19 protein-coding genes are annotated in these 26,356 nt (G+C 61.2%); 2 read left to right on the top strand and 17 right to left on the bottom strand.

The window, feature by feature from the left end:
- Positions 1–165 precede the first annotated feature (165 nt).
- The 5 genes from tsf to AC04P6_RS08230 all read right to left on the bottom strand — a co-directional run bounded on the left by tsf (position 166) and on the right by AC04P6_RS08230 (position 11,611).
- The gene (gene tsf / locus AC04P6_RS08250) at positions 166–1,041 is read right to left on the bottom strand and encodes a translation elongation factor Ts (RefSeq protein WP_475566143.1); all 876 of its coding nucleotides are present in this window, start codon (positions 1,039–1,041) and stop codon (positions 166–168) included.
- A 61-nt stretch (positions 1,042–1,102) separates the two neighbouring features.
- On the bottom strand, positions 1,103–1,870 hold the full coding sequence (rpsB, locus tag AC04P6_RS08245; RefSeq protein ID WP_475566142.1) for a 30S ribosomal protein S2: 768 nt from the start codon (positions 1,868–1,870) through the stop codon (positions 1,103–1,105).
- Between the two features lie 179 nt (positions 1,871–2,049).
- Positions 2,050–6,174: a S8 family serine peptidase gene (locus AC04P6_RS08240; RefSeq protein ID WP_475566141.1), complete on the bottom strand. Its 4,125-nt coding sequence runs from the start codon at positions 6,172–6,174 to the stop codon at positions 2,050–2,052.
- A gap of 11 nt (positions 6,175–6,185) precedes the next feature.
- Positions 6,186–9,002: a S8 family serine peptidase gene (locus tag AC04P6_RS08235; protein ID WP_475566140.1), complete on the bottom strand. Its 2,817-nt coding sequence runs from the start codon at positions 9,000–9,002 to the stop codon at positions 6,186–6,188.
- Positions 9,003–9,025: 23 nt separating this feature from the next.
- Entirely contained in the window at positions 9,026–11,611 is a 2,586-nt protein-coding gene (locus AC04P6_RS08230) for a S8 family serine peptidase (RefSeq protein ID WP_475566139.1), read from the bottom strand.
- A gap of 315 nt (positions 11,612–11,926) precedes the next feature.
- Between AC04P6_RS08230 and dmsD the strand changes: the two genes are divergently transcribed.
- Positions 11,927–12,580 carry a Tat proofreading chaperone DmsD gene (gene dmsD, locus AC04P6_RS08225; RefSeq protein ID WP_475566138.1) on the top strand — a complete coding sequence of 218 codons (654 nt, stop codon included), beginning with the start codon at positions 11,927–11,929 and terminating at the stop codon, positions 12,578–12,580.
- A gap of 92 nt (positions 12,581–12,672) precedes the next feature.
- Here the strand turns inward: dmsD and AC04P6_RS08220 are convergent, their stop codons facing one another.
- A complete protein-coding gene (locus tag AC04P6_RS08220) occupies positions 12,673–13,791 on the bottom strand; it encodes a coiled-coil domain-containing protein (RefSeq protein ID WP_475566137.1) in 1,119 nt (372 codons plus the stop codon).
- A 515-nt stretch (positions 13,792–14,306) separates the two neighbouring features.
- On the opposite strand from AC04P6_RS08220, the gene hpf reads away from it, so the two are divergent.
- Positions 14,307–14,867 carry a ribosome hibernation-promoting factor, HPF/YfiA family gene (gene hpf, locus AC04P6_RS08215; RefSeq protein ID WP_475566136.1) on the top strand — a complete coding sequence of 187 codons (561 nt, stop codon included), beginning with the start codon at positions 14,307–14,309 and terminating at the stop codon, positions 14,865–14,867.
- 85 nt (positions 14,868–14,952) lie between these two features.
- Here the strand turns inward: hpf and AC04P6_RS08210 are convergent, their stop codons facing one another.
- The 11 genes from AC04P6_RS08210 to AC04P6_RS08160 form a co-directional block, all read right to left on the bottom strand.
- A complete protein-coding gene (locus AC04P6_RS08210; protein ID WP_475566135.1) occupies positions 14,953–16,293 on the bottom strand; it encodes a LuxR C-terminal-related transcriptional regulator in 1,341 nt (446 codons plus the stop codon).
- Between the two features lie 255 nt (positions 16,294–16,548).
- Positions 16,549–17,394, bottom strand: coding sequence for a 4Fe-4S binding protein (locus AC04P6_RS08205; protein WP_475566134.1), 846 nt, complete (start codon positions 17,392–17,394; stop codon positions 16,549–16,551).
- A complete protein-coding gene (locus AC04P6_RS08200) occupies positions 17,391–17,984 on the bottom strand; it encodes a 4Fe-4S dicluster domain-containing protein (RefSeq protein WP_475566133.1) in 594 nt (197 codons plus the stop codon). The genes AC04P6_RS08205 and AC04P6_RS08200 overlap by 4 nt, the downstream gene beginning before the upstream one ends.
- A 3-nt stretch (positions 17,985–17,987) precedes the next feature.
- Positions 17,988–18,728, bottom strand: coding sequence for a TorD/DmsD family molecular chaperone (locus AC04P6_RS08195; protein ID WP_475566132.1), 741 nt, complete (start codon positions 18,726–18,728; stop codon positions 17,988–17,990).
- A 181-nt stretch (positions 18,729–18,909) separates the two neighbouring features.
- The gene (locus AC04P6_RS08190) at positions 18,910–19,722 is read right to left on the bottom strand and encodes a DmsC/YnfH family molybdoenzyme membrane anchor subunit (protein WP_475566130.1); all 813 of its coding nucleotides are present in this window, start codon (positions 19,720–19,722) and stop codon (positions 18,910–18,912) included.
- Between the two features lie 15 nt (positions 19,723–19,737).
- Entirely contained in the window at positions 19,738–20,370 is a 633-nt protein-coding gene (locus AC04P6_RS08185) for a 4Fe-4S dicluster domain-containing protein (protein WP_475566154.1), read from the bottom strand.
- Positions 20,360–23,074 carry a molybdopterin-containing oxidoreductase family protein gene (locus tag AC04P6_RS08180; protein WP_475566129.1) on the bottom strand — a complete coding sequence of 905 codons (2,715 nt, stop codon included), beginning with the start codon at positions 23,072–23,074 and terminating at the stop codon, positions 20,360–20,362. The genes AC04P6_RS08185 and AC04P6_RS08180 overlap by 11 nt, the downstream gene beginning before the upstream one ends.
- A 52-nt stretch (positions 23,075–23,126) precedes the next feature.
- Positions 23,127–23,831 carry a hypothetical protein gene (locus AC04P6_RS08175; RefSeq protein ID WP_475566128.1) on the bottom strand — a complete coding sequence of 235 codons (705 nt, stop codon included), beginning with the start codon at positions 23,829–23,831 and terminating at the stop codon, positions 23,127–23,129.
- 288 nt (positions 23,832–24,119) lie between these two features.
- Complete coding sequence (rhaD, locus tag AC04P6_RS08170; RefSeq protein WP_475566127.1) at positions 24,120–24,953, bottom strand: rhamnulose-1-phosphate aldolase; 834 nt, start codon at positions 24,951–24,953, stop codon at positions 24,120–24,122.
- Positions 24,954–25,117: 164 nt separating this feature from the next.
- Entirely contained in the window at positions 25,118–26,005 is an 888-nt protein-coding gene (locus tag AC04P6_RS08165; protein WP_475566126.1) for a 4Fe-4S binding protein, read from the bottom strand.
- A gap of 37 nt (positions 26,006–26,042) precedes the next feature.
- Positions 26,043–26,297, bottom strand: coding sequence for a chaperone NapD (locus tag AC04P6_RS08160; protein WP_475566125.1), 255 nt, complete (start codon positions 26,295–26,297; stop codon positions 26,043–26,045).
- Between the last annotated feature and the right edge of the window lie 59 nt (positions 26,298–26,356).

Here is a 26,356-nt window from a genome sequence, read left to right as displayed (position 1 = left end):
TTCTTTATTCTCTCGTCTGAGTGATTATAGCGAGATTGCCCCTCATGCAACCCACCCGTTACAGAATGCGCAGAGGATGGGCACCGCCGAAACGACTAAATTTCGACAGCATAAAAAAGGAGGATGCACGAGGCATCCTCCCGAAACGAAATGGTTGTTTCGCCGTTAGTCGCCCAGGGCGATGCGAGCGAAGTCGACAACCTTGATCTCGTCGCCGAGTTCCTTGGAAACGCCAGCGATGTAGGAAGCGACCGTCTGGTCGGGATCCTTCACGAAGTCCTGGTCGACCAGGCAGTTTTCCTTGTAGAACTTCTGCATGCGGCCAGAAGCGATCTTCTCCTGGATGGCCTCGGGCTTGCCGGACTCGGCAGCCTGAGCCTTGTAGATGGCCATCTCGTGCTCGCGGATTTCAGCGGGAACGCTGGTCTCGTCGAGGGACACGGGAGAGGTAGCGGCGATCTGCATGGCGACATCCTTGCCCATCTGAGCGAAGGCGTCGGCCTGAGCGGTGGCCTCGTTGTTGAAGTTGAAGGCAACCAGAACGCCGATCTTGCCGTTCATGTGGATGTAGGGAACCAGAGCGCCGGTGCCGGAAACCTCGAGACGCTTGAAGTTGGCGATCTGCATGTTCTCGCCGATTACGTGAATGGCCTCGGTGAGGGCGTCCTGAACCTTCTCGCCTTCGAATTCGCTCTCGAGGAGCTCTTCGACGGAAGCGGGGTTGTTCATGGTAACGGCCTTCGTGAAGTTCTCGGCGTACTCCTGGAACTTATCGGTGAGGGCCACGAAGTCGGTTTCGCAGTTGACCTGGCACACGGAGCCAACGGTGGGGTTCTTCTCGCAAACGAGAGCCACGACGCGGCCTTCGTTGGTGGCGCGGCCAGCCTTCTTGGCGGCAGCGGCCAGACCACGGGTGCGCAGTACGTCTACGGCACCGTCCATGTCGCCGTCGGCCTCGGTGAGGGCCTTCTTGCACTCCATCATGCCGGCGCCCGTCATCTCGCGGAGTTCCTTAACCATTGCGGCGGTAATCTGAGCCATGTGGGTTTCCTCTCTCTATGGAAAGAGGGGCGGCGTGAAGCCGCCCCATTCAGTACGAATGCTATTCGGCAGCGGGAGCTTCGGCTTCAGCAGCGGCCTCGGGGGCAGCGGCTTCGCCTTCGGCAGCCATTTCCTCAAGCGTGACAGGAGCACCAATGCCGTCGATGACAGCGGCAGCGATGAACTTGCAGAAGAGCTTGACGGAACGGATGGCGTCGTCGTTAGCGGGGATGCCGAAGTCGACGTCGTCGGGATCGCAGTTGGTGTCGATGGTGCCGACAACGGGGATGTGCAGGCGCTGAGCCTCGTGGATGGCGATGAGCTCGCGGTTGGTGTCGACCACGAAAATGGCGTCGGGGGCCTTCTTCATGCTGCGGATACCGTTGAGGTTCGTCTGCAGCTTGGTGAGTTCCTTGTGCAGCAGCATCTGCTCCTTCTTGGGCAGCAGCTCCATGCGGCCGTCGGCGTCCATGGCCTCGAGCTCTTCCATGCGAGCAACGCGGGAGCGGATGGTTACGAAGTTGGTGAGCATACCGCCGAGCCAGCGGGCGTTCACGTAGGGCATGCCGCAGCTGTTAGCAGCTTCGGCAACGCTTTCCTGGGCCTGCTTCTTGGTGCCCACGAAGAGGATGGTGCCACCGTTGGCAGCCAGGTTGCGCACGAAGGTGTACGCCTGGTCCATGCCCACGAGGGTCTTCTTCAGGTCGAGGATGTAGATGTCACCGCGGTTGCCGAAGATGTACGGCTTCATTTTGGGGTTCCAGCGGCGGGTCTGATGACCGAAATGCGCACCTGCGTCGAGCAGGGTCTGGATAGAGACCTTCTCCATGTTTACTCCATTCGTTAATCCTCTGCGCGCGTTCAACCCCGGTCCGCAGCCTTTTTCGGTGGCCACTAGCGGGCACGAGTCCGGCACGCATGTGTAATAAGAAACTTCGTCATTCTAGCACGCTCGCCCGTATTGGCAACTACGTGCACACATTCGACACCAAGTATGAGAGATGGACGCTACACGCCATACCAGCCAATGCCCTCGGCGCGCCAGCCCACGCGCACCAGGGAATCGTTCTCGGCCTTGCTGGTGGTGTAGTTATGGGAGCCCGAAACGGCGTTCGGATTGTACTGGCGGTAGAGCGGAACGCTCTTGGACGTGTCGGAATACCAGCCCACGCCCTCGTAGCGCCAGCCCACGCGCCGCAGGTTGTCACGTTCCTGCACGCTCATCGTGTAATGGTGATCGCCCGCGTTCGGATTGTAGAGGCGATACACCTCGGCACCCGTAGTGGGCGCATTCCAGCCAATGCCCTCATAGCGCCAGCCCACGCGCCGCAGGTTGTCGCGCTCGGAGGCATTCGCCGTGTAGAAATGCTCACCGGAATTGGGATTGTACAGGCGATACATTCCCGTTGAGGGCTTCTTCGAGATGGCGAACGCGCCCGTAGCCGAGCCCGCGAAATTGCCCTTGCCCGTAACCTTCACGGTAGCCGTCCCCACCGCCACGTTGTTGGCGTAGGAAACGGTATAGTCGTTGCCCTTGGAAAGCGTTTGCCCATTCCAGACGACCACCGGATCGGGCGTGAGCGCCGCACCCGTATACGTGCAGCTATCTGCGGAAACGCTTGCCGTTGAAATGTCGGCGCGCTCAATCGAAAACGTTGCCGTGCGCGAACCCCGGAACAAGCCCTTGCCCGTTACCGTAACGCTCGCCGTTCCCACCGCGACGTTGTTCGCGTACGAAAGCTCGTAGTCGGCGCCTTCCACAAGCTCCTTCCCATGGAACGACACCGCTACCCCAGGCGTTACCGCGGCGCCCGTATACGTGGCTTCGCCCACCTGCACGGTTGCATCCGCCATATCACCACCCTGAATCTCGAACGACGCGGACGCTTCGCCCTGGTAATTGCTCATTCCCGTAACGACCACCTGCGCCACGCCGGGGAGGCTGTTGCCCGCGTACGAAACGGAGTAATCCACGCCTGGGGCAAGCGTATCGCCGTTCAGCGTTACCTCCGGCACGGGCTCGATGGACGACCCCGTATAGCCATACGTATCGGTAGGCAGCGTTACCTGCGCGTCGGAAAGCGAGAGCGCTTCCACGGTGAAAGTTCCATTTGTGCAGGTCACGTTATAGTTATCACGCTTATCGCCCAGATTCACGGAAGGAACGAGCGTATACGTGCCCACAGGAAGGCTGGCAAGGTCTTCCACGACGGCCGTCGTGCCATCGGCATAGCACAGGCTCACGGCAATCTGACACGTATCGCCGCCAACCAGCCCCGTGGCCTCGTACGCAAACGTGGCCTCCCCCGTCTGGCCATATGGCAACGTAAGATCGTCGGCCCGCACGGAAAGCGCCGCAGGCCCGATAGAAAACGTCACGTCCTTGGCGTTGGCGTAATAGGGGCCTAGGCCCGTGATGGTAATGGTCGCAGACCCGGCATTCACGTTGTTCGCGTAGGAAAGCTCGTATTCCACTCCGCGCGTAAGCCCCACGCCCGCAAAGCCCACAATGGGATCGGGTTCGATGGCATATCCCGTATATTCCGCAGGCCAAAGGGCCGCGACCTGCACATACGAGGTGTTCATGAGCCCAAGCACCAGGAAATACCCCGAGGCTTCGCCCTCGAAGTTCCCCTTGCCCGTCACGTACACTCGAACCAGGCCAGGGCGCATGTTGTCGGCATACGAGGCAACCGCAAAGTCGACATTGGCCTGCAAGTCGAAGCCATTCCAGCGAACGGCGGGCGCGGGCGTAAGCGGGGTGCCCGCATATGCCTGCGCAGAAGCGGCAACCGAAGCGCCGGAAATGGATGCCTTCGCGATTTGGAACGATCCCGATGCCGTACCCGCGTAGTTCCCCTTGCCCGTAACGGTAGCGGTCGCCGTTCCCGCGTTCACGTTTCCGCTGTAGGACACCGTATAATCGTCGGCCGCGTTCAAGGGGACATCATCGAGCGTCACGCGCACGGCGGGCTGCTGCGCCGAACCCGTGTACGTGCAACCGGGAGCGTACACGAACGCCGTCGAGAGGCTCTTCGGATCGATGGCGAACGACGCGGAAACGCTGCCCGCGTACTGCCCGTTCCCCACAGCTGTAACCGTTGCCGTGCCCGCATTCACGTTGTTGGAATAGGAAAGCGTGTAATCGACTCCGGGAGTGAGCACGATCGAACCCTTGCGCACGGTGATGGACGGCTGCACTTCGGAACCGGTGAACGTCTGATTGGGGATAGCGTCGATTGACGCGCCGTCCAGCGTATACGCACGTACTTCCACCGTTCCCGTTACCGTTGCCACCAGGCCGAACTCATTCGAAAGCGTGGCTGTTATGGTTGCCGTGCCGGTATTGAACCCCGTCACGCGCCCGTCCGACGTTACGCCGGCGATAGAGGGATTGGAAGAGCTCCACGCCCAGACGCCTTCGCCGCCGTAGGGCACCGACAAGTCCACGTGGCCGCCCTTCACCACAGAGGAGCTGCCCAGCGTTGCATCCCCCTCGACGATCCGAAGAAGCTGCAGCGCATGATACGCATTGACTTCGCCATACCCCGTATACGGGTCCCAGCCCACCGTGGCATCCTCGGTTCCGCTCACGTACGCCAAGTCGGTCGCGGATGCGTACAAAATGGATTTAACCTGGTCGACGGTAAGGTTCTTGTCGTAGGAATACAGAAGCGAGGCAACGCCCGCCGCGTACGGGCAGGCCATCGACGTGCCGCTCTTGTACCCATACGCAGAATTCGACGTATGCAGCGTGCTGTAGATGCTCGAGCCCGGGGCGGAAATGTTCTTGTTGGTATTCCCCTTCGTCTGGCTGGACGTATTGTAATTAGACGACGAGGCGCGCGTGACCACGCCCGTGGAGGCATTGCGCGAAAGGCTGATCACGCCCAGGCAGCTACCGTAATCGCTGGGGTAATTCACGTCGGGGCCGTTGGCACCGTCGTTGCCCGCCGAGGCGAGGGTGAGCACGCCCCTGCCCGTCGCGTCGTTGACTGCCTTGATGAGGGCCTTGTCGGACGAGGCCGTGACCTTATCCATCGTCCCGCCTAGGCTCATGTTCACCACGCGCACGGGAGCATCGGGGTGCTCGTCGTTGTAGCTGGCGATATACGCATACGCGCGCAAGACATCGCTCGTTTCCGCCACGGTTTCGGTCTTCGAGATCCCCGTATCCTTCTTCGTGTACGTCATGGTATAGAACACCTTGATGGGAAGGATGCCCGCATTGTACGAAACGCCCGCAATGCCCTTCCCGTTGTTCGCAACGCCCGAAACGATGCCCGCCACATGCGTGCCATGCCCCAGAATGTCGCTCACGTCCGCGAAGCTCGATTCGTCGACGTCGTACGCGTAGTCCGCATCTTCATGGTCTGCGGCCGCTACCGCAACATACGAGTCGACGACATTCGCCTCCAGGTCGTCGTGCGAAAGCCGGCAGCCGCTATCCAGAACGGCAACGACCACGGCGCCTTCCGAGCGCTGGATATCCCACGCGTCATATGCCTGCATGGAGCCAAGTCCCCACAGATACGAGCGATATGCGTCGTCGATCGACGTGGCATGTGGCAGTATCGAGCTTGCAAGCGGCACGAGCCCGCTATCAGCGGCGGGCCATTCCCGTGCATCCTCGGCAAGCTGATAGTAGAAGTCGGGCTGGGCTTGGCACCCCGCCTCTTCCAGCCAGCTCACGGCATCATCCACCGTCACGCCGTCGGACAGCTCTAGCTCCACGAATCCCAAGTCGATATCGCTCTGAGAGACTTCCCTGGTAGTAACGAAATCGAGCGAGGAAAGAAACGCGCCCATCGACTCAGGCGTGGCGGATTCGTCGAGCAGAAGCAGAACCTCGCCCGCCGCATACGGAACCGTGTCGTCTTGCACGTTGGAGCTTGCAAGCTCATGGGAGCTCGAGACTCCGCCGCCATCACTCATGACGCCGTTATCCTCGGGGTCGATGAGGGGCATTGATACAGCACCCTGCACCCGGTCGTTCGCCTCGGGCGCGGCGGGAGCCAGCGGGTCAGGCGTCGCGCCACGCATGGCGAAGGCAAGTGCGAACACACCCATGACCAGCGCAAGAGCGCCCGTCGCAACGAGCCAGCGCTTTCGCGTAGTGGTATGTTCCCGCATGCGCTTCATGGCTACAACCCGTACCAGCCAATCCCCTCGGCACGCCAACCAGCCTTCACGAGGTTATTGTTTTCGGCTTTGCTGGTGGTATAGTTATGCGACCCCGACGTGGCGTTGGGGTTGTACTGGCGATAGAGCGGCGTAGCCTTCGTTTGCGAATCGGAATACCAGCCCACGCCCTCGTAGCGCCATCCCGCGCGCTTCAAGCTGTCGCGCTCGCTGGTGCTCGTGGTGTAGTGATGGTCGCCGGCGTTCGGGTTATACAGGCGATGCACTTCCGCACCCGTGGTGGGGGCCGTCCAGCCTATGCCCTCGTAGCGCCATCCCGCGCGCTTCAAGCTGTCGCGCTCCTGCGCGTTCGCGGTGTAGAAATGCTCGCCGGAATTGGGGTTGTACAGGCGATACATCGATTGGGAGCCACGCGTGATCGTGAACGACGCCGAAGTTACCCCCGTGAAGTTGCCGCCCGATATGGCCTTTACGCGCACCGAGCCCGTACCCGGGTTCACGTTATTCGAGTACTGCAGCGTGTAATCCACGCCCTCGGCAAGTCTCTTGCCGTTGTACGTCACCGTCACCTCGGGCTTCAGCTCCTTGCCCGTATACGCGACGCTGGGAATCGAAATGTCGGCATTGGCAATGTCGGCATGCATGATGTTGAAGGTGCGAGTCGTCGTGCCGTAGCATTCGCCCTTGCCCTCCACCGTGACGGTGGCCGTTCCCACATTCTCGTTATTCGCGTACGTCAAGGTGTAATCCTCGCCTTCCACCAGCGGACGGCCAAAAGACTCCGCGGCGGCCACGATGCCCGTGCGAATGGGGGCGCCCGTGTAGATCTGCGACTCGATGTAGCCGATGGCGGCCTTGCCGATATTGAGGGGCGCCACCTTGATTTCGATGGAACACGTGGCGTCCTCTTCCAGCGGCGCGCCCATTCGGGCCGTGATGACGGTGGAACCCGACGCATGCGTCGTCACCACACCGTTTTCGTCAATCGTCGCAATATGCGGATTGTCGGATTCGAACGTGAACTGGCGCTCGCCATCGTACGGCAGCGCCAACGTGAACGTGTCGCCCACCTCGGCCGCGACGTAGGTGTGCGTCGAACCGTCGGCCGCAGTCGACCGCCCGAACGTCGCATCGCTGCGCTCCTCGAACCCGGCATCGCCACGCATGATCTGCAGCAACTGCAGCGCATGGTAGGCATTCACCTCGCCATATCCCGTATACGCATCCCAGCCTTCGCCGGCGCTCTCGCTCTCGTTCTCATACACCAGGTCGGTCGCGGTGGCATACAGAATCTGCTCTACCTGGGAGGGAGTAAGCGAGGGGTCGTACGCGAACAGCAAGGCGGCAATGCCCGACACGCAAGGAGCCGCCATCGACGTGCCATCCATGGAGGCGTATTGCGTCGACTGGCCTTCGAGCAGGAAGGACGAATCCCACGTGCTCGAAATGCTCGTTCCCGGCGCACTGAGGTTCTTTGTCGTTGCCCCCTGCACCTGAGCAGCCGTGTTGTAATTCGAGGAGGGAGCACGCGTAATGTTCTGCTTGTTCGAATCGCAACGCACGTTAATCACGTTCAGCGACTCTGATACATCGCCCGGGTAGCACACGTACGGCCCCGTGACATCGGCGTTGTTGCCTGCGGCGCACACGGTGAGAATCCCCTCGTTGCGCGCCTGCGCAATGCGATTCACGAGAACCTTATCGTAACTGGTCGCGTTAGTGGCAAGGCGGTCGATTTGTTCTTGGGAATACGTCATGCCCACGCTCAGATTCACCACGCGAATAGACCCATAGGCGTTCTTGTTGTCGAGAACGTACTGGTACGCGCGGGCGATGTCGGCGGAATACGCCGTAGCCGAACCGTTCACGTTCTTGAATACGGTGATGGGCAGAAGATTCGCATTGTACGAGTAGCCCGCAACGCCCTTCGCGTTATTCGCGGTGGCCGCTGCGATGCCCGCCACGTGCGTTCCATGCCCCGACACCGATTCGACGTTCACGTCGGTCGAGCGTACCGCGTCGTACGAGTGGACCACGCGATCCTTCAGGTCCTCGTGATTGACGTTGCACCCCGTGTCCATCGTGGCAATGGTGATCGTGGAAGACGACGGGGCGGCCCCATCGTCGAGGCAACGCACGATGCTCCACGCCTCGCGCACATTCACCGAATCGATGCCCCAGAGGTATCCCCGGGAAAGAAGCGTCGTCTTCGTATAGTAGTTATCGTTGATGACATAAGCGTCCGCCAGCGGCGAAGACGCAGCCAGCTCCGCAAGGTTTTCGCGGGCAGCCAGCTCATCTTCGCTCGTTGGCCCCTCGTCCATGAGCGTGTAGACGAAATTCGGCTGCGAAGAGCGCCCTGCGTCGGCAATGGCCGTTTGCGCATCGGCGATATCCGCACCATCCGCAAGCTCGAGCAGCACGAACCCCTGCTTGATATCCTCGTCGCTCACGCTCTTCGTGGCAGACGCATCCAGATTCGCCAGGAACGTCTCGACGCTCCGCACCGTGTCATCGCCGTCGAGCAGCAAGAGCAGCTGATCGGGCACGTACATTTCGGGCTCCGCCGCCTTGCTGGCCGCGGCACCCGCATTAGCACCAGATTCATCAATAGTCGCTTGCTTGGGTGGCGGATCATGCAATTCGTATTCCGTCGAATCGCCCACCGGCGCGTCAACGGCCTCGACAGCCTCGTCATCCACGCCATCAGGCAGCACGTCGAAGCGCGGGTCGCTCGCCGTGAGCGCAAGCCCAATGAGCGCGCCCAGGCACGCCGCGAAGAGGAGCGCGATAATGGCACGCTTCGAACGACTTCCCATTGTGCTCCACCGCTCCATCGTCATCACAACCCATACCAGCCGATGCCCTCGTAGCGCCACCCGACGCGCACGAGGGAGTCATTCTCGGCCCTGCTGGTGGTATAGTTATGCGACCCCGACGTGGCGTTGGGGTTGTACTGGCGATAGAGCGGCGTGGCCATCGTCTGGGAATCGGAATACCAGCCCACGCCCTCGTAGCGCCAGCCCACGCGCTTCAAATGGTCGCGCTCGCTGGTGCTCATGGTGTAGTGATGATCGCCGGCATTCGGGTTATAGAGGCGGTACACTTCCGCACCCGAACTTGGCGCGAGCCAGCCGATGCCCTCGTAGCGCCAGCCAACCCGGCGCAGATTGTCGCGCTCGGACGCGTTCGCTGTGTAGAAATGCTCTCCGGAATTGGGGTTGTACAAGCGGAACATATTTTGCGCGCCCTGCGTGATCTCGAATTGCGCGCTCTTCGAACCCGTGTAGTTGCCCTTGCCCGTAACCGTTATCGTGGCAGTTCCCACCGCATTGTTGTTCGCGTACGACAGCGTGTAATCGACGCCCTCGCTCAGCGTCTTCCCACCAAGCGTAACCGTGGGCTTGGGCTTCACGGCAGAGCCGTTGTATTCCTGAGAGGACACGCCCTGGATAGACGCGTTCGCGATGCTAACCGGAACAACCGTAACTTCCCGCGAAAGCGTAATGCCGCTGTTCGTTAGTAGCGTGGCTTGTATCGTGGCAGCTCCAACGCCTACGGCGGTAACCGTGCCGTCGGTTTCGTCCACCGTAGCCACGCGTTCGTCGGACGAGCTCCACAGCCACGTCGCACTGGGGTTACACGCGACGCTATAGGCTGTGGAGTCGCCGAACGATACGGTCTGCGCGCCGCTTATCGACGCGTCATATACGATAATGGTTGCGCTGTCGGTAACGGTATACGGCCCAATCGGCCCCAACTGGATCGTATACGTTGCCGTGACCTGCGTTTCCCCAGGGGCAATGCCCGTCACAACGCACGAGGAACCCGACGCGTCGAGCGTAACCACGCCCTGGGGCTCCACGGCCCACGCATAGCCCGACCCGCCACTCATGCGCGCGCTCAACGTAAGCGCGTCACCCACAAGCAGCGAGCTCCCGCTGGCGATGTACTGCATTTCGTATTTCACGGCCTCGTAGGCGTTCACCTCGCCGTAGCCCGTGTACGCATCCCAGCCATCGGACGTTTCAGCGGAGCTGTTCTGCGCGTTCAGGTCGGTGGCCGTCTTCTGCAGAATGAGCGTCGCGCCGTACGGCGTAAGGTTCGCGTTCACGCCGAACATCAGCGCGGCAATGCCGGCCACGCACGGCGCGGCCATCGATGTTCCCGACTCGGAATAGTATGCGCCATCGCACCAAGTGCTAACGATATCCTTGCCCGGTGCGGAAATATCCTTCGTGCGCTGCCCTGGCAGGTTGTAGTTCGACGTCGACGTGCGCGCAACGATGTCGCCGCTCTGCTCGAGGCTTATCACGCCAATGACGCTATCGACGTAATCGCAGGGAAAGCAGGTATAGGGCTTCGTCGTAGAGCTGGAAAAATTGCCCGCAGCACATACCGTGAGAATGCCATTCTGATATGCGCGATTGATATAGCTGACCAGCTGGCGGTCATCGGCATCGGTCGAGGTTTGCGCGCCACCGATGCTCAGATTGATAACGCGGATGTTATACGCGCTCGCGTTATCGAGGATGTGCTTGTACGCCTTCGCGAGCTTGACGGAATCGGTCGAACGTCCGCTCATGACCTTCACGGGATACACCTTCGCGTTGTACGACACGCCCGCCACGCCTTCGGCGTTGTTCGCGACAGCGCCCACGATGCCGGCAACGTGCGTGCCATGCCCGTTCGTGTCGGTCATAGAGGCTTTGCCGGCATTGCCCGTGGTCACGTCATACGCTCCCACGATAGCGCCAGCCAGATCGACGTGATCCACCTTGCAGCCCGAGTCGATTACGGCCACCGTTACGGGTGAGAAGCCGCTTGAGGCATCGATAACGCCAGCAAGCTCCCACGCGTTACCGGCCTTCACGGATTCGAGCATCCACGATGCCTGGGGGTCATTCACGCTCACCGACTGCGCCGAAAGCCCCGTCGTAGCCTCTTCCGCACCCTGCTCCAGCAAACCCGCACCCTGCACGACCTCGTGCGACTGCGTTGCAACATCATCGTCCATCAGGCAATACACGTAATTCGGCTGCGCTTCGGAACCAGAATCGGCCAACCGCTTCGCCGCCTCTTCGGGCGTGACGCCGTCAACGAGAGCCACCTGTACGAACCCCAGGGAAAGATCTTGCCCCGAAACGTCGCGCGTGGCGATGAAATCAAAGGAGGCAAGTAACGCATTCACGCTTTCGACGGTTGCCTCCTCTCCCACGGAAACAAGCACCTCGCCGGGAACGCTCACGACGATATTGGACGCCGCGGCCTCTTCCATCGAGGGTTCGGAAGTGGGCTCGAGAAGCTGCAAATCGCCATCGAGAGCATCGGATTGCGAGGGTTCGCGCGAAGGCGTAGGTACAGCGGGCGATCCTTCCGCGCCAGCTTCAGACGCCCGGTCGGCAACATCGACCGCACCTTGAATCATGGCGGGCTGCTGAGCAGGGAAAAAGCAGAATACACCCCAAATGAGCAGGCACAACAAAGCGCAGGAGACGCCAAGCGTTCTCCCCATTCGTGCACGACGGACGTGAAAAATGCCTTTGGAATGCGGCTTCTTCATGCAGACCAACTAACTCGCGGTACCCCTTTCCGCGTTGTTTAAGTGTAGCAAGGTTTACGCAAAATGACACACGGATAGTTCCATTATGAGATGATTATTTTGGAATCCCGCAATTAACGTGCGGCGTGCAATTGAATGCCGTACAATACGCATGAAATTCACGACGGAAGAAGGTATTCCATGACGCAAGAAGCCATCACCGAAGAGCAGCTGGGGGCGATCGCCTTCACGGGCGACACGCTGGGCCCGCTGTTCTACAACGACCCCGCGCGCGGCACCACCGACGAGCTGCTTCAGGCACTCGCAGCGCTCGACGTAGCCGAAGCCGCTGCCGCCTGGCCGTTCGCCAGCGAAAACGACGCTGCTGCAGCCCTTGGGGAAATCCACGACGCCCTGCAGGCTCAGGGCGCGAAGGAGGAGCTCTCGGTTGAATTCCGCCGCCTCTTCGTGGGCCCGGCGCGCAAGGCCGCTGCCCCCTGGGGTTCGGTATACACCGACCGCGAGAGCGTAATCTTCGGCAAGACCTGCCTCGACCTGCGCGACTGGATGGGCGAGCACGGCATCGAATCCATCGTGAAGGAGCAGCGCGAACCCGAGGACCACATCGGCCTCATGCTCATCCTCGCCGCCTGGATTGCCCGCAACCACCCCGAGCTCATGGGCGAATACCTCCAGGAGCACCTGCTCACCTGGGCACCGCATTTCCTGGAGCTCATGGAGGGCGAAACGACGCATCCCTTCTACCGCGCCCTTGCCAAGCTTACGGCAGCCACGCTTGCGGGCATGCAGAACGAGCTGCAGCTGCAGGTGGAAATCCCGCGCTTCTACCGATAACGCAATAGGAAGACGGGGCGAAAGCGTTGCGCTCGCCCCGCCCCCAAACGCAAAAAAGCCCGCCGAAGCGGGCTTTTCTTATGCGTTGATTGTTACGGGCGAACGATTTTCATGCCGCTCTGCACGGAACCGACGATAACGCCAATGCCGTAGTCGGCTGCATGGATCATCTGGCCGCCGCCAATATAGATGCCACAGTGGCCGGACTTTACCGCAACGTCACCGGGGCTGGGGTTGCTCACCGCGGAGTAGCCCATCAGGCTGCTGGAGGTGAACACGCGCGCATGGCGACCAGTGATGCAGTAGCTTACCAGGCCAGAGCAGTCGTAGCTGCTGGGGCCAACGGCGCCCCACACGTAGGGAGCACCCAGGCAAGAGTACGCACGGCTGACCGCGTCGGAGCCGCCTTCGTACACGCCACCGCTGTTACCGCCACTGCTGCTACTGCTGCTGCCACCCGACGAGCTGGAACCGCCACCACCGTTGGAGGAGGAGCTGCTCGCGGATTCGGCGGCTGCGCCTTCCGCTGCGGATGCTTCGACGACCGATGCGGCGGCAGCGGCTGCTGCGGCTTCCTCGGCGGCGCGCTTCTGCGAAACGAGTTCGGCGACTTCGGCGCTGAGGCTGTCGTAGTACGCCTGCATCTCGGCAACCGTCTGCTCGGCCTCGGCCTGAACCTGAGCGGCCTCTTCGGCCTTCTGACGAGCGGTTTCTGCCTGAGCGGAGTATTCATCCTTCGCTTCCTGCAGAGCCTGGCGCTCGGCTTTCACATCTTCAACGAGCTGAGCGTCCTCTTCGTTCATTTCGGAGAGGAGGTCGAGGCCCGTCGCGAAATCGGCGAACGTGGCCGCGCCCGTGAGCACTTCCAGGAAGGTGCTGGAACCGTTGCGGTACATGGAACGCGCACGCGTACCCAGACGCTCCTGAAGAGCGGAGATCTTTTCGTTTTCCTCGTCGATTTTGACTTGCGCTTCGTCGCGCTTCGTCTCGGCGTCCTCCTGCTCCTGGAGAGCAGTGGTGTAATTGTCGGAAGCCTGGTCGAGGCTTGCCTGCATAGCTTTGAGGGAAGCAAGCGCGGAATCGGCCTCCGCCTGCTTGTCGGTGATTTCATCGGCAAGCGCAAACGAGGGATTCGCAAGCGTCATAGCGCCAAGGGCGGCTGCTCCCGCAATGAACGAACGTCGAGGGAACGAGGTGATTTTAGTGTTCATGTATTCCCTGCCTACTTTAGTCGGTAGTACTTCGGCTTCAGCCATTTTAGGTTGAGTAGGGACAAAAGGCAACTAATGTGGAGACGAGCGAACTGAAATAGTGGCTGTTCGGACGGCTGTTTTGCCACAATTCCCATACATCCACTAGATTCATAGGGCCCAAAATCGCCTTATCAACTAGATATTGTGGTCGTTCGGAAGTAGAACGGTATCATTCCGTTACCTAACGCGTTTCCCAAGCTCCACATCTTTGTGAAGATTATACGTATGACTTGCCGAATTGCGCAGAATCGCCTCTCGCGGGGCGCCCGCAACATGCCAACCCCGCGCGCCACACGTGCTACGTACCACTGCCCCGGGCGTGCAACCTTGTGGGCTATTTTCCTAGAAAACTCCAATAAAGCGGTATACTGGATATACCAGCTCGGAAAGGAGTCGCCGCACACGTTTCAACCCTGTGCCTGCCGCCCGTCCAAGCTGTTTTTTAATATTCCCTAGTTTGAGAGGTGATTTTCATGGAGATTACCGTCACCGGCCGCAAGATGCCCATCACCGACGCTCTCAAGTCCTATGCGGAAGAGAAAATCGGCAATTCCATGAAGGTAATGGACATCGACCCGTTGATCGCGGAAATCGTGCTTCACATGGAGCAGAATCCCGCTATCTCCAGCCCCGCCGTATGCGAGGTTACGATGACCGCGAAGGGACACATCATCCGCGTGGAAGAGCGCGAGGAAGACATGTACGCGGCAATCGACGTTGCCGCCGCGAAGGTGCTCCGTCAGCTGCGCAAGTTCAAGACGCGCGTAGTCGAGCACAAGACCCGCACCAAGGCCGAAACCATTCGCACCACCGCCGGGGAAACCGACTTCGACGCGCTGATGGAAGAGCTTGCCGACGACGCCGTCGTGCGCGAGAAGGACGTGGAGTTCCTGCCTCTCACGGAAGAGGAAGCGCTCGTGCAGATCGACCTGCTGGGCCACGACTTCTTCGGCTACATCGACCGCGACACCGACACCTTCCGCATCCTGTATCGCCGCGACAACGGCGGCTACGGCCTGCTGAAGCAGATCTAGCGCTCGCGCATAGCGAACCGAAAGGGCCTGTTCCGCTTGGAACAGGCCCTTCTTCTATGCTCGATTATGCGCGTGGAACGGAAAGCTAGCAGCGTAAGGAGTTACGGCGCGTCTCGATGAGCGAGAGTAGTTCCTGGCGCGTGTGCACGCCCGTCTTCTCGTACACGTGGCGCACGTGCGATTTCGAGGTATTGAACGAAATCCCCAGGTCATCGGCGATGAATTCGATGGTGCGGCCCTTCGAGAGAAGCACGAACACCTCGCGCTCGCGCTTAGAGAGCTTCGCCTCGTCGGCAAGCGCCTCGCAGCTGCGCATCCACGCGCCCTTGCCCAAGTTGGCGGCATCCTGCGCCAACGGGTCGAGCGTGGCGGAAAAGCCGCGTTCGCTATCGCCGCCCGTACGCGAGAACATATCGTCGAGCGTACCCTCCTTCAGCACCACCATAGCCGTGGCAGCCAGGGCGAACAGCAAGGCGACCGAGGTGACCACCATCATGTTCGTGGGGTCGCCACTGGCCGTTTGGATTTCCATGGCCAGCACGTTGCCCACCGTGGAACCCAGCGCCGAGGCGCCACGGCCCCAGCCGAATACGAGTACGGCGGAAAGCTGCGTACGGTCGGACACGTGGGACAGAAGCACCCAGATGAACATGATGAACACGTCGTAAACCACCGTGGGCAGAAGGCCATGTCCTTCCAGGTGTCCGCCAGTGGCCGGAATGACGAGAATGCTGATACTGGCCAGCAGGATAAGCGGGTAGTACAGCTTCACCAAATCGAAGCGCGTGGACATGACGCCGGCAATGACGCAGACCGCGGTGGCGATGAAGCCGATGATGAACATGGCAAGCGAACCGTCATCGGTAACCGCTGCCAGGCCCACCGCGAAATGCGCGCCGCCACTGGCGAAGCTGGCCGTGAGCGAGAACACGAAAACGGCGAGCACGAGACGAACCAGGAAGCCGCGAGGCAGCACATGGCCGCCCCCTTCCCCACCGGCAACGCTCACGCGCGGACGGTTCACGAAGGAAACGGTGAAGACCGCGGCAATGACAGGCAGCGCGGAAAGGATGACGAGCCCCAAAAGCGCGGGAACACCGATGCACACGAAATAGATCATCACGGCGAACACGAATGATGCTGCCGTGAGCATGAGCGCCTTGCGGGCGGAAAGGCTGCCGTACACCAAGCCTATGCGCAGCGCGATGAGCGCCGTGCCCACGCCCGTAAGTACGCAGCAGGCCTGGTACAACGGACCATTAGGGTCGATTTGCATGGCGAACGCCAGCCCCGCCGTGGCAACGGACGCCACGATAGCGCCCACCAGCGTGAAGCCACGACGCGACAACCAGCCTTCGAATCGCTGGTGGAATATGGCCGCAAGCGCAAGCGCCACGGCCAGGGCAACCGTAGATAAGACGTACATGGAAAACTTGGGCGTAGGGGACGTAACCCCCGCCCAAGCTTCCAATACCTCGCTGTTGTAGCACAGGAAGATCCATGCGTAGTAACAGCCTAGGGACAAATACTTCAAACTGGGCCACTGATCTTCGATTTCGCGCGCAAGCTCAGCTATGCCGCGCGACTCGCGGGCCCGACTCTCCGTCTGCATACCGTTCTCTCCTCCAAGGGAAGCGCACCCCCGTCAGCGCATCCCCTCCACTAGGATAGACTTCGGCCCCTACTTGTCTATTCTTGACTTTTCACCCTTCAAGTCCCTCAAGGGGAACGAAATCGCATGCACGGGACACGCATCCACGCACTTGCGGCACTTCGTGCACTCGTGCAGGGGCTGCGATTTCACTGCATCATGAAGATCGATTCCCTCGGGGCAGACCTGGGCGCAAGCATCGCAGCTCTGGCCCTTCGAAGCCTTCAGGCACACCGTCTCGTCGCTCTTCGGGCGGAAGGTGCGGTTCAGGCGCGATACCAGCGAGAGGAGCGCCCCCAACGGGCAGAACCTATGGCACCACGAGCGCAGAAGCACCAGCTCGACCACGATGATAGCGGGAAAGACGATGAGGGACAGCGTCATCTCGTTCAACTGTAGCAGACGCCACAGGGCGACGATGGTGGCGAACGTCAGGCCCACCGGGCAAATGAGGCAGAACACGGGGAACCCGAAGACCGCCGTGCTCAGCAGCGTGCCGCCCAGCACCCAATTGCGCGTGTCATCCAGGCCGCCGCGCTTTTCGGGCTCGGGAAGAATCTTCGAAGGCGCGCTCTCGCGCTTCTTCTTGGTGCCGAACACGCGCTTCAGCAGCGGAACGGGGCACCCCCAGGCGCAAAACGCCCTGCCCAGCAGGATGGTAACCACCACGGTGATTGCGAGCGCAATGAGCGCGGGAGGCACGATGGTCTTCGACGCGATGAGCGTCTCAAGCGCACCGAGCGGGCAGATCGCCGTAATATCGAGCAGGCCCCACTGCGAGGGCGTGCCCACACCCGTATGAAACGCGAGGCCCACGCACACCACGAGCATCACGAACAAAACGGCGAGCGTGCGAAGCAACGAGCTCTTCCTCATCGGCCATACCCCTCCACTTCAGATACCGGGCGCACCACGATACCGCGGCGCGTGCCACCGGCAAACTGCCCGTACACCAAGGCCGGACAGACGTTTTCGCAGATGCCGCAGCCATTGCACAGGCTCGCATCCACAACGGGATGACGGCCCGCGTCGAACGAGAGCGCGCCATAGGGGCACGCCTCGAGGCAATCGCCGCACGACTGCGTATATGACAGGCACCTATCGGGCTGCACGACCGCGATGCCGATCTTCTCGGTTTCCTCGTCGAAGGGCACGATGGCCCCCGCAGCGCACACCCGGGCGCAGTCGTCGCAGAAATCGCAGATGCCTCGGTGGAAATCGAGGGTTGGCGTGCGGGCGTTCAGGAACCCGTCTTCCACCTTCGCGAGCGTGATGGCGCCGGTATGGCACACGCTGCGGCAGCGGTCGCACTTGATGCAGCGCGCAATGAATTGGGCTTCGTCCTGCGCTCCGGGCGGGCGCAGCAGGGAACCGTCACCCGCGAATGCGCGGGCCGCACCGCCCATCGCGCCCATCGCGACGGTAGCCCCCAGGAAGCCCGCGAACGCCCTTCTGGAAACAGCCACGACCTACACCGCCATAGCGCAGGGGCGCTCTTCGTCCATCCACGCAGGATGAAGGTCGCCGGGATCGCCTGCATCGCCCGTAAGCTCGGCGGCACCTTCCATGAAGGCCGCTTCCTCTTCCAGGTAGCCACGCGTGAGCGTGGCGATGCCGCGGTAGAACTCCGTCTGGGAATGCTTCTCAATCGCATCGCAGAAGCGGGGAATCCAGTTGTTCTGGTGATAGCGGAAGAAACCGCGCTGCAGCTCGATGAGCTCGACGAAACGCTGCTCGTCGCCAGCCTCCAGCACGCGGGCGGACTCTTCGGCCATCAGAGCGACGAGCTGAAGCTCGAAGCTGATGTGGTCTTCGGGGATGGTGTTTCCCTCGGGCAGGTCGTAGCCGAACGTGCGGTAGTACGAAAGTGCCTTGTCGCGGGCATCCTGCATCAGGAGCCCATCGCCACTCGTGAACACGGACTCATACGGCGGAGCCGTGATCTTGTCGTAGTTGCCAGCGCCCAAAAACACCCTAGCGTAGTCGACGGCAAGATCGAGCCGTGTGCCCGAATCGCGATACTTCAGATACTCGGAAATACGAGCATACCCACGGGAAATCAGCGAGTCATCACGCTCGAATTCGATGCGGGAAAGGTTTTCGATCTGCTCTTCGGTGAGCTCCTTGAAGTACACGCTCGCCAGGAAGCCACAGAACTCGGCACGCGTCTGGCACGCCTCGATAAGCTGCTTCGCATCATTTACATCCATTGCAATCTCCTCATCTTGCAGAAACGGGAACACCCGCTGCGTAAAAAACTCGCTGCGCGTCGCGCTCTGCGCGGCGGCATCCTCGGACGCCGAACGAACGGGCCGCCGTTCGGCGTCCGAAGCCTTCAACACATGAGCCCGCGGGAGGAGGGAGGGAAACCCACGGGCTCCGACAAATCGCTTAGAGCGTCACGCCGAACAGGGCCATGAGCACATCGCTGCCAAGCCACATGAGGCAGCGGAAGGCGATGGCGCCCACGCAGCCGCATGCCAGGGCCAGGGCGGCCATGCCCATAGCCTGGGCAGGCTTGCGGGTGATGGCAACGCCAGCCGCCAGCGGGGCAACGCCGCCAACCAGCACGACCGCACCCCAGAACAGCGGGGCCTGGGCGCCACCGGCAACGCCGGAAGCCATGCCGAATACCAGCGCGCACACCGCGGCGAGCGCACCGCCCAGAACGGTTTCCCAACCGGCGAAGGTCAGGGCCTCTTCCGATTCGCCGCAGTTAGCGCAAAGCAGAGCCCAGAGAGCGCAGCCTGCTGCGGCAGCCGTGCCCAGGTAACCCAGGGGCAGGCCGATGTTGTTCCATGCGAGCTGGGAGGACATCATGTAAGAGAAGCCGCACGAGAACGAGAACACGGGAGCCATGACGATGCCCAGGCCGGCAAACAGCTTGCGGGCGGAAGCGGAAGCCTCGCGCTTCCACAGCAGCAACAGGATCAGGCCGATGACCGCATCGATGCCCAGAAGCAGAGCCTCGAGGAAGATGCCGGGCGCGGGATGGGCCAGTACGCCGAAGATCCTATCGACATGAGACAGGTGGGTTGCGGAGGCGATGCCACCTACCACCAGGAGCACGATCGCGACGATGGCGGCGAGGGAGTCGGTCTTCTTCGCCAGGCCCTTGAACTCGTCAACGCACGCGCAGCCCAAAAGCCAAGAACCGGCACCAGCGATGGCGGTGAACAGAACGAGGGACCATTGGATTTCCATTGCGCTCTCCTTCCTTTATTCGCCGTCTACCGGGTATGCGTCGGTGCGCGGGTACTCGGGCGCCTTGATGCGCGGATACCACGTGCCGAGCATGTCGGTCATGATGTAATGGGTGGCAGGATGGTTGCCCACGTCCTGCAGCGTGTGGATCTGGTCCTCGGAGTACTTCGCGAGCTCCTTGGAGACATCGGAATTCGGGTCGTCCAGATCGCCGTAGAAGCGAGCGCCAGCCGCGCAGCTCTTCACGCACGCGGGCAGTTCGCCCTGGCTGGTGAGCTGGCCGCACAGGGTGCACTTCTCGACGCACTTCTCTTCGACGTTCCAAGCGCGCACGCCGTAGGGGCAGGCCATCATGCAGTACTTGCAGCCGATGCACTGCTCTTTGTTTACCAGCACGACGTTCGTCTTGGGGTCGCGGTAGCTTGCGCCCGTGGGGCACACGTTCACGCAGGGGGCGTCTTCGCACTGCTGGCACATGGTGGGCAGAGCGTAGCGGGTCATGTTGGGATACTCGCCAACGGGGCCCACGGTGAGCACGCGCGACCAGCGCTCGCCCAGGGCTACGCCATTCTCCATCTTGCAGGCCATTTCGCAGCTGAAGCAGCCCGTGCAACGGTCAAGGTTAACAACAATGCAGTTATGCGCCATAGTCAAACACATCCTCGGTAGCTTCGGTGGGCTCGGGCATCCACGGCTCGAACTGCTCGGGTTCGGTCCAAATGGATTTCAGAATCTCGTCGTTGCTGGGCGAAACCTTCACCTGGAAGCCGCGCAGAATATACGAACCATATACGGGGTCGTACGGCGGATCGTTCTTCGTGAGCACGTTGATGTTGCACGCGCGATACGCCTGAGCGGGATCGTCGGAGTCGAGCAGCTCGGGAAGCCAGAAACGCTCCTGGTAGATAACGCCCTCGGGGATGGCGGTGGTAACGCGGGCCTTGCCGTGGGTCTTGCCGCGGCGGCTCTCGATGTTCACCCATTCGTTGTCGGTGATGCCGTATTTTTCCGCATCCGCGGGGTTGATCCACATCTCGGGGACGGGATAGATCTCGCGCAGGTACGGAATGTTGCGCAGCGTGCCATGGTGGTACATGGGCAGACGGCCCTCGGTGAGCACCAGCGGGTACTCGTTGTCCGTGAGCGGCGACTCAGCGGGCTCGTGGTAGACGGGCATGGGCTCGTAGTCGGCGGAAGCCGCGGGAAGCTCCAGGTGCTCGTACTCCTTGCAGTGCGCCCAGGGGAAGCCCGTGCGGCCCAGGATGGTGTTCGACTCGCAGTACACTTCCAGCTTCTTCGACGGCGTGCCGAAGCCCTTGGGCTTGCCGGTGGTGTCGTCAATCTTCAGGTAGGTGTTGTACGTGCGGTATTCCTGCTCGGAGCACCACTCGAAAACGCCCTTTTCGCAAGCCTCTTCCCAGGTCATCTTGTCAGCCAGCTTGAAGAGGTGCTGCTTCTGCTTCTCGTACTCGTTCTTGTAGAACGGCGTGGTCATGCACTCGTTGGCATCGAAGGCCTTGGCGCAGTGCGTGTTGCCCAGTTCGGCGCACTTCTGGACGATCTGCGTCCAGATGATGCCCTCTTCCACCGTCTCGTACAGGTGCGTGACGGCCTGGCGCATGACGACCGTGTTCAGCTGCGGAATGGGGAGGTTCGTCTCGAGCCATTCGGTGCAGGGCAGAATGAGGTCGGCGCACAGCACGGAGAACGCAGTGGGATACATGTACACGTGAACGATGTAGTCCAGGTTCGGCACGATGTCGTCGAGGCACGTGGAGTTGCCCAGCACGACGTGCTTGTTGCCCGAACGCTCGATCCACATATGGATCTGGTAGGGGTCGCCATCCTTCATGGCCTTGAAGACCGAGGGAATGTGAGCCATGTCCCAGCAGATGAGGCCCTTGTACTCGGTGTAGCCGCAGCGCTTCATGACCTTTTCCTGCGAAAGCAGGCGCGGGGTGTTGCCAAGCTGATCCTTCACGGGAGCGTTGGGGAACTTCTGGAGCATGGTGCCAGGCTTCTCGACGTTGCCCATCAGGAATTCCAGCGTCAGGGCAGCCAGGGCGTTCGCCTGGGTCTGGCCGGTCTGGTCGGCGTACACGCCCTGCATCATGCTCGACTGGCCGTTCGGATCGGTGTAGATCTTCAGGGCCTTCTCGATCTGGTCAGCGTCAAGCCAGCAGATCTCGGCAGCCTTCTCGAGCGTCCACTCGTCGCAGTTCTCCTTCAGGAGCTGGCCAGCGGTGCTGCACTTCATGCCGTTCACCTCGTAGGTGCCGAACAGCGCGGGCTCCACGCCTTCGGCCATGGGGAACTGCACGACTTCGGGTGCGTTGGTGGCCGGGTTCCAGATGACGTAGTCCTTGTCGCTGCCCGCAAGGCCCGCTTCGCTCGCCTTCAGCGTGAGGCGCGTGTTCGGGTTGATGAGGTAGGGCATGTTGGTCCAGGTGCGGCAGAATTCAGCGTCGAACTTCTCGTTCTCCAGAATCCAGCGCGTCCAGGCCAGGAACAGGGCGATGTCCGTGCCGGGGCGGATGGGCAGCCACACGTCGGCCTTGGCGGCGTCGAGCGTGTAACGGGGGTCGACGACGACCGTCTTCAGGCCCTCGGGGCGGTTGCGCAGCTCGGCGAGAGCGCGACCACCCGTGGCGGCCGAGGAGTTGCTGGGGTCGGTGCCCCACAGGACCAGCGACGTCACCTTGCTGTCGGTGAAGTAGTAGTCCCAGCCATTCGAGTCGGAGAACGACAGGTTGTTCGGCTTGCCAGCGCCATAGGCCAGAAGCGATGCACCCATGCGGGGCAGGTAGCACTGCGAGCAGCCGGGCTCCCAAACGTTCGGCGTGTTGATGGCTTCGCCGAAACGCTTGATATTCGAAAAGTGCGGATTTCCGCCACCGCCGGTGGAAACGCTGATAGCTTCGCTACCATACTTATCGGAAACCTCGTTGATCTTCGTGGCTACCTCGGTGAGGGCTTCGTCCCACGAAATACGCTCCCAAGTATTCTTCCCGCGCTCGCCCACACGACGCATCGGGTACTTGTTGCGATTCGGATGGTACAGGGCCTGAATGCCAGCCATACCCTTGGCGCATACGCCGCCCTGGCTCATGGGGCTCTCGGGGTTTCCCTCGATACGCACCACGCGCCCGTCGCGCACATGCGCGAGGACCGCGCAGGAAGCGATGCAAGCACGGCAAGAAGTCTTGTAGATCTTCTCCTCCGAGCTCGTCGCAGCTTTGGCGGGATCGGCTTCAACCAGGCTGTCCTTCAGGCTGATTCCCAAACCAGCCACGGCGCCAAGCGCGGCGGCGGATTTGCAGAATCCCCGACGGGTGATTTTGGTTTCTCCCATATTCCTTCCTTCTCCCTAAGTACTGACTTTCCTCATCAATCCCAGGTCGCGCCTATGCGCATACCGGGATGGAATCGGCCATTTTGGCACCCTCTTCGGTGGTGCGCCAAGCGCCATCCCACACGATGCCGCCCACCGTTTCGAGCTTCGAGACGAAGTAGCCGGCGTAGACGGTCTTGGGGGTATGCAGGGCCGGATGCCCCGCGAGGGATTTTTCGATTGCCGGAAGGCCCGCGGAATCGCGGCACGCGTCGAGCACGATGCGATAGGCGTCGGCATAGCCTTCGGGCTCTTCCTCGAGCATCTGCGCGAAACGCATGCGCGGCTCGTACATATCGAGCGCGCGACGGCCAAGGCCGGTCGTTTCGAGCTCGTAGTCGAACGGGCGCTCTTCGTCAGCGCCCTCGGTAACGTCGTCGTACAGCGGAATCGCGCCGATGGCGCCCGCGTCGATGAGAATGGAAATCAGCGTGTGAGGCTCCTGCATGCTCATGCCCATCACGGCCTCACCGGCCAGCCGCTCTTCCACAGCGCGGCGGGAAACGGGCGTGCAGCACGCCTTCAGGCACGCGCACATGGGCAACGTGTTAGAGCGATTCAGGGAAAGATGGGCGCAAATGCCCTCGAACGTCCGCTCGGCATCCTCTGCCGAAGCCTGCGTGCTTTCCACGTCATATCCCGCAGCCTCCATGGCGGCATCGCGCTCTTCGCGCAGCACGCTCTCGGCCGGGGCCATAGTCTGGTCCTGGTTATCCATTGCTCCTCCAAATTCACGTCGAGACGGCCTCCTCTGCCGTCAGCGAACGCATATGAAGATATGGGAGCGCCTGGAAGGGCAACAACTTCAATTGTTCGTGAAATGCGCAATCACCAACGGGTTTTTCTTGGTGAGAATCCACTCACCAACTATTGGTGAAAACCGCGTTTACGCAGCTAAATCGTGGGTTATAGCAAAGCCGCGCCGGATGCGGAATCCAGCGCGGCTTTTGGCTTAAGAGCCATTTGCAGCGTCCAAAGCGCGCTGCGACGGGTGCTTTCGCGGCCCTTACCGAAGGATTTCGGCGTTGAAACCGGCCCCCAAATTGTCGCAGACGGCCTGCAGCTGCTCGGGCGTGACAAGATGCGCGGGAGCCACCCCGCCGTTGGCGGCGCGGGCCTTCAGGTAAATGCTCGCGGCCTTTTCGATGGTATGCGCCAGGCCGAACGTCTCGTCGAAATCGGGACCCGTGGCAAGAAGGCCATGCTGCGTCCATACCACCGCGGAATGCTTCGCAACCTTCTGCGCACTCTGCTCGCCCAGCTCGATGCTTCCGGGGAGCATCCACGGAAGCACGCCCACGCCCTGCGGCGTGAGCATGACGACTTCCGTCATGGAACCCCACAGCGCGCGATTCCATTCCGCCTCGCTGGCGTTCAGGATGAGGCTGAGGGCGATGACGTTCTGACAATGCGCGTGATAGACCACGCGGCTGTCGCCATCGTTGTCGCGCATGAGCGCGGCATGCACGAGAAGATGCCCCAGGAACTCGCTCGTGGGACGCGTGCCGCGCAAGCCCCACACCCTGCGCCAGGCAGAACCAGACGGATCGATTTCCACGATGCCGCAATTGATGGTGGGGTCGATGCTGACCTTGCGCATCGGGGAGCCCGCAGCAGTAACCAGGAAGAACGCGTTGGCGAGTTCGGGTTCCTTGCGCCCCAGGCCCACCCAATCGTGGCCTTCGCCCGAGATGTTCAGGTACGGCATGACGACGCGGACGTCTTCCTCGTCGAGGCGATAGGAAAGGTTGCCGCCATTGCTTTCGTGCCAGCCTTCCACCCAGCCGTCGTCGCACATACGCACGAAGCGCCTCATGCAATTAGCCTGCTCGATTCCCATGGCAACCCCTCTCTCCGGAAAACCGTTTCAGTACGTTTATTCTATCGCAGTTCGCCTGAAATAACGCGTACGACGGCCTTGAAGAGATGGATGCGTTTATCGAGGTAGAAGCGTATTCTATGCGCATCGATAGCGAGTGGCGGCGCAGCATAGACGGCGAAGGCTCATTGGGCCTTATCTCGACCGCTGCGACCGGGTTTCAGAGCGAGGGCTCCCGTGGGACACGCCTCGACGCACTTCCCGCATGCCATGCAGTCGCCAGCACGTACCATCGAGCTCTCCCCCGCCACTGCTGCGTCGAGAATCGCAGGATCGCACAGGCAGGCATGCTTGCACGCGTCGCACTGGATGCAGGCTTCGTGATTGATATGCACGTTCACGATGCCGACCTTGCCCAGCGCCTCGTAAAAGCCCCCAAGCGGGCACAGCGCGCGGCACCAGACGCGATGGCCCCAAAAGAGCTCGACGACGATGATGGCCACCAGCGTTACGCCGCCAACCATGCTGCCGAGCACGAGCCCCTTGTTGATGAAGCTAATGGGAGATAGCGCTTCGAATACGGGAAAGCCTAGAATCGCCGACAGCACGAGCACGCCAAGCGCGACATAGAGCTTCGCATGACGAGGCAGCACGCGCTCCTCCACCGTGAGGTGCAGCTTCGCGCGCAGCCAATCCACGCCTTCGAGAACGAGGTTAACCGGGCACACCCACCCGCAGAACGCGCGGCCGCGGATGAGGGCGTACACCGCCAGGGGAAGCAGAACGCCTGCTAACGCGCTTAGGGGAACCGCTTTCGCGGCTACCATCACCTGAAGCGCGGCAAAGGGATCGAGCAAGCTCACGCCAAAGACCTCGCTCGACGAGAGCGTTCCGTATAGCGGGAAGCTGCTCGCCGGCGTTGCGATGGATTCATCGCCGCCCACCATGCCGCCGAACAAGCCCCAGCCAGCCACGAAGAGCGGAGCCAAGAACACGAGCAGCATGACGACCTGAACCGTGCGACGCACGGCCGTAAACGGGAACGAGCCCCTTCTTTCCCTCTGTTTGTTCACGTCTCTCCTCATATGCCAAGCAAAGCCTTCGGGCGACCTATACGCCATCGGGATAGATCGTCTTGTCGTCCTCGAAGTTCACGTAGACCAGGTTCACATTCAAAACCCCGTCGAGCAGGGCCAGTTCAGACGCTATATCATGAGATGCGTCGACCGTTTCGGCCTCGATCGTGATGACGACCTTGTATTCCTCGATGCCATGCACCTCCACGCCCGCATAGCTCGGCAGCTGCTCCGCCACCGCCTGCGTGCTATCGGGCACGGTCTCGACAATCAGACTCGAAATGACCACGAGCATTCATCCTTCGGAATCAGGCGGCCCAACGCGCATGTTGGGCCGCACGCACGGCT

This window comes from Denitrobacterium sp. (genome assembly GCF_056180635.1).
The sequence above is the reverse complement of the archived record's forward strand: the minus strand, read 5'-3'. Positions and strand labels throughout refer to the sequence as shown.